We start from the raw sequence: 6,530 nt of genomic DNA, 5'->3' as shown, positions 1-6,530 counted from the left end.
GATAAGAATTGTCATATCTGAATTCTTACCAAAAAGGAGTTATTTTTTACCAAAAACACAAACTATTTTACACTACCGAATAACTATTTGCAAGAGATTTCATTTTTCTCTTTGTAATAGGTAGAAACTGTGTTAATACGATACAGACACTAAAAGAGCTGGTAATTATATCACTGCTTCATGCATATGGCCATCAGTTCTTTTATTTTGTATTATTTACACTGATCCATAAATGACTTTTTCAATGTTACAAAATAGAAGAACCATTCACTCTAAAACCGTAATATACCACAAATATGGCAGAATAAGAAAAAAGTGGTACCGCTGAAAGTGGCTGTCAGCACTGTCTTTATTTGATTATGGCATATTACCACTTTTTTATAAGAAAGTCTTTATGTTATATATTTAATCTGTAATTTTCTTATTTTTCTTCATAAAATATGGAATGTGGCATGTAGCAATGTTAAATTGTACTTTGGCATCCGCTCTAAAACCTATATTCTGTAAGAACACTGAAATGCTTTATAACCTAATACTAACATCCTCATTACAAAGCTAAACAATCATGAATGATATAGCGTTAGCAGAACATCTTCTTGTTCTGCTTGCTCATTTTATACAACAGACTGAAACTGTGTCAATGGAGCATATTTGCCGGCGTAAGCCCTTGCCATTGATTCAGATTGAAGACTGTGGTATAAGAATACATTTATTTATGAAATCACAGAAGTGAAAACTGTTGCTGGACAGCAGCTCTTAAAAGATAAGATTGCAGTCACATTGCCAATTAAAATGACACCGGATGAGGTGAAAAAGTTATCCGCTGATACAAGCAAAGGAGAATATAATGATGCAGAGAACATGTGGTATTTCTATGATGCCACATATGAAATTACAAACAATGCGAAATTCACTATGCCAAAAGCCGCATAAATACTGGTTTTTTTAAGAAAGTCAAACATTATTTCCCAATTACACAATTTATATGTTTTTGGGGATTTTATTTGTTTTTGGGAAAATCAGGTCGTTTTTAGGGAAATTTTTTCGTTTTTGGGATGTATAGACAAAGCAAAAATAAGTGATCTCTTGCCCATACATATAGATGGTATGCATACCTTGGATATGCGGCGTTTATTACATTGTTTGTACCGTTTGTTGTACATGCCGTTGCGACAAAGGGAAAAGAGATCTGAAGAATAAAAAGCTGAACAGAAAATCCCCCGTTGATCCGTATGGCAGGATCATCAGGGGATTTTGTCAAAGTTCACAAAAATATTATAAATATTTTATTAAATATTCCAGATAGACAACATATATTTTTTCTGATATTATTACGTACAGTTATTAAATAGTTACGAATCAGAAGGATTGTTACTGAAATATTTATTTATCGTCAGGCAAGACCTTATAGTAGTATAGGAATAGGTTTTCTATATACTGTAATGGTCTTTTTTTATTTGTTTGGCAGCGGGGGAACAGGACTATGGTTATCCATAAGATTTTGAATAATAATCTGATACTGTCCAGGGATGGACAGGGACATGAAGTTATTGTAAAGGGCTGCGGAATTGCCTTTCAGAAAAAGAAAGGACAGCAAGTGGAGGAGTCCAGGATCGAGAAAATCTTTACTGCGGAAAATGCCCAGATCAGCAAGGAGATACAGGGTTATCTGACTGCTATTCCGGAAAAATATCTGGATTTTGTGGAAGCTTTTGTAAATGATGTGAAGGAAAAAGAGGGGATGAAATTAAATGACAGTATTTATTTTTCCCTTAGCGACCATATCATGGGTGCGATCTCCAGACTTGAAAACGGGATCCGCCTTCAGAATATGCTGCTTCTGGATATCAAGCAGCTTTATCATAAGGAATATGAGATCGGCTTGGAATTACTGAAAAAGGTAAATGAGATGTTCGAGGTAGATCTTTCTGCAGATGAAGCAGGATTTTTTGCATTGCATTTTGTGAATGCGGAAGATGGCGGCAAGACGGACAGCTATCAGATTTCCATTATCGTACATCAGATCCTGGACATCGTGGAGAAGTATTATGACAATATGGAATTTCAGGAGGATAATCTGTATTATCAGCGGTTTCTCACGCATCTGAAATATTTTGCCCAGAGATTCCTTCATAAAGAGCTTCACTATGATGAGAATCAGGAGCTTTTCAAGATCATTAAGGAGCAGTACAGAGAAGCTTACGGCTGTGTAAAAATGATCTATCTTATGATGGAAGAGGAATATAAATACGCTATGACTGAGGATGAAATGCTGTATCTGACGATTCATATCCAGAAGATCACAGAAGACCATAAACGTCTGAAAAATCTGTGAAAAGAGATTGTTTTATAAATTAGGTGTTAATGGATTGTTACTGAAATACGTGCCATGTGCGTATCTTTTCAGGCAAGACCTTTAATATAAATTTCAATATTTATTATTAAAGGAGGTCCCCAAATGAAAAAGGACTATGCAAAAACTGCAGACACACTGATTGCAGCGTTGGGCGGAAAAGATAATATCACCCGTCTGTTCCACTGCATGACAAGGCTTCGTTTCTATGTGAAAGACAGATCGAAGATCAACGAGAAAGAGATCTTAAAGCTTTCTGAGATCTCCGGCGTTAACTGGCATGAAGATCAGTTCCAGGTTATCGCAGGAAACGAAGTAAACGCTGTTTACAAGGCATTGGAAGACAAAGGCGTTCCTACCGATGATGCACCGGCAGCGAACTCTGACAGCTCAAAGAGTGTTGTTTCAAAAGTTATCGATGCCATCACCGGATGTATGACCCCGATGATCCCTGCCCTGACTGCAGCTGGTATGATCAAAGTTGTACTTAGCCTGCTGACAACTTTTCATCTGGTATCAGAAACAAGCAGTACCTACCAGGTGATCAGTTTTATCGGAGATGTTACTTTCTACTTCATGCCGTTCCTGATCGCAGCAAATGCTGCCAAGGTTTTCCGCGTGAACCAGTCACTGGCGCTGTTTATTGCCGGTGTTTACTTAAGCCCTACCTTTGTAACTATGGTAGCTGGTGATGCGGCCATCACACTGTTTGGTCTGCCGATCACAAAAGCAACTTATTCTTATTCCGTTATTCCGGTTATCCTGATGGTATGGATCACACATTATATTGAGATTCTGGTTGATAAGATCACACCGAAAATGGTAAAACTGATCCTGAACCCGACACTGGTAATTCTGATCAGTGCACCGATCGCCCTGATCGTAGTTGGACCGATCGGAACAATTATTGGTAACGGACTTGCGGTAGCCATCAACTTCCTGTCCGTAAAACTTGGTTTCATTATTGTAGGTATCCTTGCAGCAACCTTCCCGTTCATCGTTATGACCGGTATGCACCATGCGCTGACACCGATCGGACTGAATGCCATTGCAACCGGTGGTACCGATACACTGATTTTTGTATCTCAGGTATGCTCTAACCTTGCACAGTCCGGAGCTTCTCTTGCAGTAGCTGTAAGATCCAAGGACAGCAACATGAAACAGCTGGCAAGTGCAGCCGGTGTTTCCGCTCTTATGGGTATCACAGAGCCTGCTCTGTATGGTGTTACACTGAAACTGAAAAGACCGGTTGTAGCAGCTTCCATCGCAGCCGGAATCGGTGGTATCGTAGGAGGACTTCTTCAGGTTTCTCTTTACATTGCACAGAATTGTATCATGGCGATCCCGGCGTTTATCGGCGAGAAGGGATTAAGCAATCTGATTTATGGAATCATTATGATCGTGGTATCTTTTGTAGCTGCTTTTGTTCTTACGCTTATCTTCGGATTTGAGGATGTAAAGGCTGAGACAGAGGATGAAGTACAGAACACAGATACAGAAAAACAGCCTGCACAGCAGAGTGTTCCGCTTGTAGACAAGATCGAGCTTTGTGCACCGGTAGCAGGAACTGTAAAAGCACTTTCCGATGTTCCGGATAAAACTTTTGCTGATAAGGTTTTAGGTGACGGAGCAGCAATCGTTCCATCAGAAGGTAAGGTTTATGCACCGGCAGATGGTACGGTGGCAAATATCATGGACAGTAAACATGGAATCATGTTTGTGACAGAAAGTGGAGCAGAAATTCTGATCCACATCGGACTTGATACTGTAAATTTAAATGGCAAATATTTTAAATCCCATGTTTCTGATGAAGATAAGGTAAAAAAAGGAAAGCTTCTTGTGGAATTCGATATGGATGCCATTAAGAAAGAAGGATATGATCTGATCACACCGGTTGTTGTGACCAATATTTCTGATTATATCAAAGCAGTATGCATGGAAAAAGAAGATGCAGCTGTAAATGCAGGAGATAAATTCCTGACTATTGTATAAGAATAACAACGAAACATCAGGCGGAGATAACAGATCCGCCTGATGTTTGTAAAAAGGAGAAAATTAAAATATGAAAAATTATAATCGTATGCCGGAAAACTTTCTCTGGGGCGGAGCAACTGCTGCAAACCAGTATGAAGGCGGTTGGGATGAGGATGGCAGAGGCCCGTCCATTGCAGATATCCTGACAGGAGGAAGTGTGGATAAGGAACGTCGTCTTACACCGCCGGCACCGTTACCGGAAGAATTTTATCCCAATCACCAGGCGACTGATTTTTATCATCACTGGAAAGAGGATATTGCTCTTTTTGCAGAGATGGGATTTAAGGTATATCGTTTTTCTATTTCTTGGTCCAGAGTGTTCCCAAATGGGGATGAGGAAACTCCAAATGAGGAAGGCCTTAAGTTCTACGACAATGTGATCGACGAACTGAGAAAATATAACATTGAGCCGCTGATAACGATCTCTCATTATGAGAATCCCCTTCATCTTTCTCTGGAGTATGGCGGATGGAAAAATCGTAAGATGATCGATTTCTATCTTCGATTTGCAAAGGTTTTATTTGAGAGATATAAAGGTAAGGTAAAATACTGGCTGACTTTTAATGAAATCAATATGCTGACGCAGGACTTTGGTGCGGTATTCTGTGCAGGAATGCTGGACCCGAAGGATGTATGTGAGCAGAGCCGTTATCAGGCAATGCATCACCAGCTGGTAGCAAGTGCACTTGCAGTTTCCATGGCTCATGAGATCGATCCGGAGTTTATGCTTGGCTGTATGCTTGCTTATCACAATGGTTATCCATATACTTGCCATCCGGATGATATCTTATATGCACAGCAGTTTGGGCAGATCCACAATTCCATTGCCGGTGATGTTCATGTAAGAGGATATTATCCGGGATTTGCAGCGAGATACTTTGAGGAGCACGGAATCCAGCTGGAGGTTCTTCAGGAGGATAAAGAGATCCTCAAGAAGGGTACGGTGGACTTTTTCACTATCAGCTATTATTCCAGTAGCTGTGTCAGCGTGACAAAGGACGGAGAGAAAACGGCCGGAAATGGAAGTGACAATCTGAAAAATCCATATCTGAAAGCTTCCGACTGGGGCTGGCAGATCGATGCAACTGGTCTTCGCTATGTTCTGAACCAGATCTATGACCGCTATCAGATTCCGATCATGATCGTGGAAAATGGTCTTGGGGCGGTGGATCAGCTGACAGAGGATGGAAAGATTCACGATGATTACCGTATTGAATATATGCGCCGCCATATAGAGCAGATGAAGGAAGCAATCCATGACGGAGTAGATCTGATCGGCTACACCTGCTGGGGCTGTACAGATCTTGTCAGTGCCTCCACTGGAGAATTCAAGAAGCGTTATGGTCTTATCTATGTAAATAAAAATGATGACGGGACCGGAGACTTTTCCAGAATCCGCAAAGATTCTTTTTACTGGTACAAAAAAGTGATTGAATCCTGCGGGGAAGAGCTTTAACTGAATCAACTGCGAAGCAGTTATCTGGCGTAGAATTATGTAGCGAATGCGGTTGCTTTTATCCGGTTGACGACAAAATCCTGGAGTATGACAATGTACTCCGGGATTTTTTTGGAAGGTTGACTTTTACACGGTAAAGTGTAATACTTATTGTAAGTGACGAATGTGAGGAGTGTTTTTTATGCCGGATGAAAAAGTACTGCAGGTAGCGATACTTATATGGGGATGTGTATTTTGTGCCATAGCTGCATTATGTATGAGAGCGTTTCAAGTTTTGTGTAAACAGAAAAACTGATATAAAATATGTCATTAGTTATCGAGGACAGAACCTGTTTTCAGGGTTTTAAACTGAAAGGTGCAGGCGAGCTTATTCCTGATATTATGGGAGTATGAAACTTTTTTTTCGATGATATCATCCTGCATATCTAACTTCCATAAATTGTCTTTCGCTATCAGAAATCGGTGGATTTTCCAGCGCTTTAATCCAATAGATTTCTCCATCGCATTCTAACTGAATATACATCTTTCGATTTATGAGTGCGCATTTAATGATTTTTGTTAATGATCCGGTTTTCAGTGTTGTGTTCACCGCAGTAGCGCCTGGTCTGGCATATGCCGGAAGATCACTGTTTACTGTGAAATATCGGCTGCTTCCGTCTGCGGAATATATTTCTTTATAGGAGCCAT

General features: G+C 40.2%; 5 protein-coding genes. 4 read left to right on the top strand and 1 reads right to left on the bottom strand.

Annotation, left to right across the window (positions count from 1 at the left end):
• Positions 1–729 precede the first annotated feature (729 nt).
• From I4V44_RS16995 to I4V44_RS16980, 4 genes are all read left to right on the top strand, one after another.
• Complete coding sequence (locus tag I4V44_RS16995) at positions 730–933, top strand: hypothetical protein (RefSeq protein WP_008705781.1); 204 nt, start codon at positions 730–732, stop codon at positions 931–933.
• Between the two features lie 550 nt (positions 934–1,483).
• Positions 1,484–2,335, top strand: a complete 852-nt coding sequence (gene licT / locus I4V44_RS16990) for a BglG family transcription antiterminator LicT (RefSeq protein WP_015526343.1) — start codon at positions 1,484–1,486, stop codon at positions 2,333–2,335.
• A gap of 123 nt (positions 2,336–2,458) precedes the next feature.
• On the top strand, positions 2,459–4,345 hold the full coding sequence (locus I4V44_RS16985; RefSeq protein ID WP_196003009.1) for a beta-glucoside-specific PTS transporter subunit IIABC: 1,887 nt from the start codon (positions 2,459–2,461) through the stop codon (positions 4,343–4,345).
• Positions 4,346–4,415: 70 nt separating this feature from the next.
• Entirely contained in the window at positions 4,416–5,843 is a 1,428-nt protein-coding gene (locus tag I4V44_RS16980) for a glycoside hydrolase family 1 protein (RefSeq protein WP_059086639.1), read from the top strand.
• 412 nt (positions 5,844–6,255) lie between these two features.
• Here the strand turns inward: I4V44_RS16980 and I4V44_RS17450 are convergent.
• Positions 6,256–6,530 (bottom strand): hypothetical protein (locus I4V44_RS17450; protein ID WP_330610674.1); only part of this gene is annotated, 275 nt, incomplete at its 5' end.

It is taken from the genome of Blautia sp. 1001283B150304_161114_C9 (assembly GCF_015668165.1).
Classification (GTDB): domain Bacteria; phylum Bacillota; class Clostridia; order Lachnospirales; family Lachnospiraceae; genus Blautia_A; species Blautia_A wexlerae.
This window is presented reverse-complemented; position numbering and strand designations above follow the sequence as displayed.

Excerpts from the sequence above, each read along its gene's own strand:
- licT (WP_015526343.1), top strand. The coding sequence starts at position 1,484 with ATGGTTATCCATAAGATTTTGAATAATAATCTGATACTGTCCAGGGAT.
- I4V44_RS16985 (WP_196003009.1), top strand. The coding sequence starts at position 2,459 with ATGAAAAAGGACTATGCAAAAACTGCAGACACACTGATTGCAGCGTTG.
- I4V44_RS16980 (WP_059086639.1), top strand. The coding sequence starts at position 4,416 with ATGAAAAATTATAATCGTATGCCGGAAAACTTTCTCTGGGGCGGAGCA.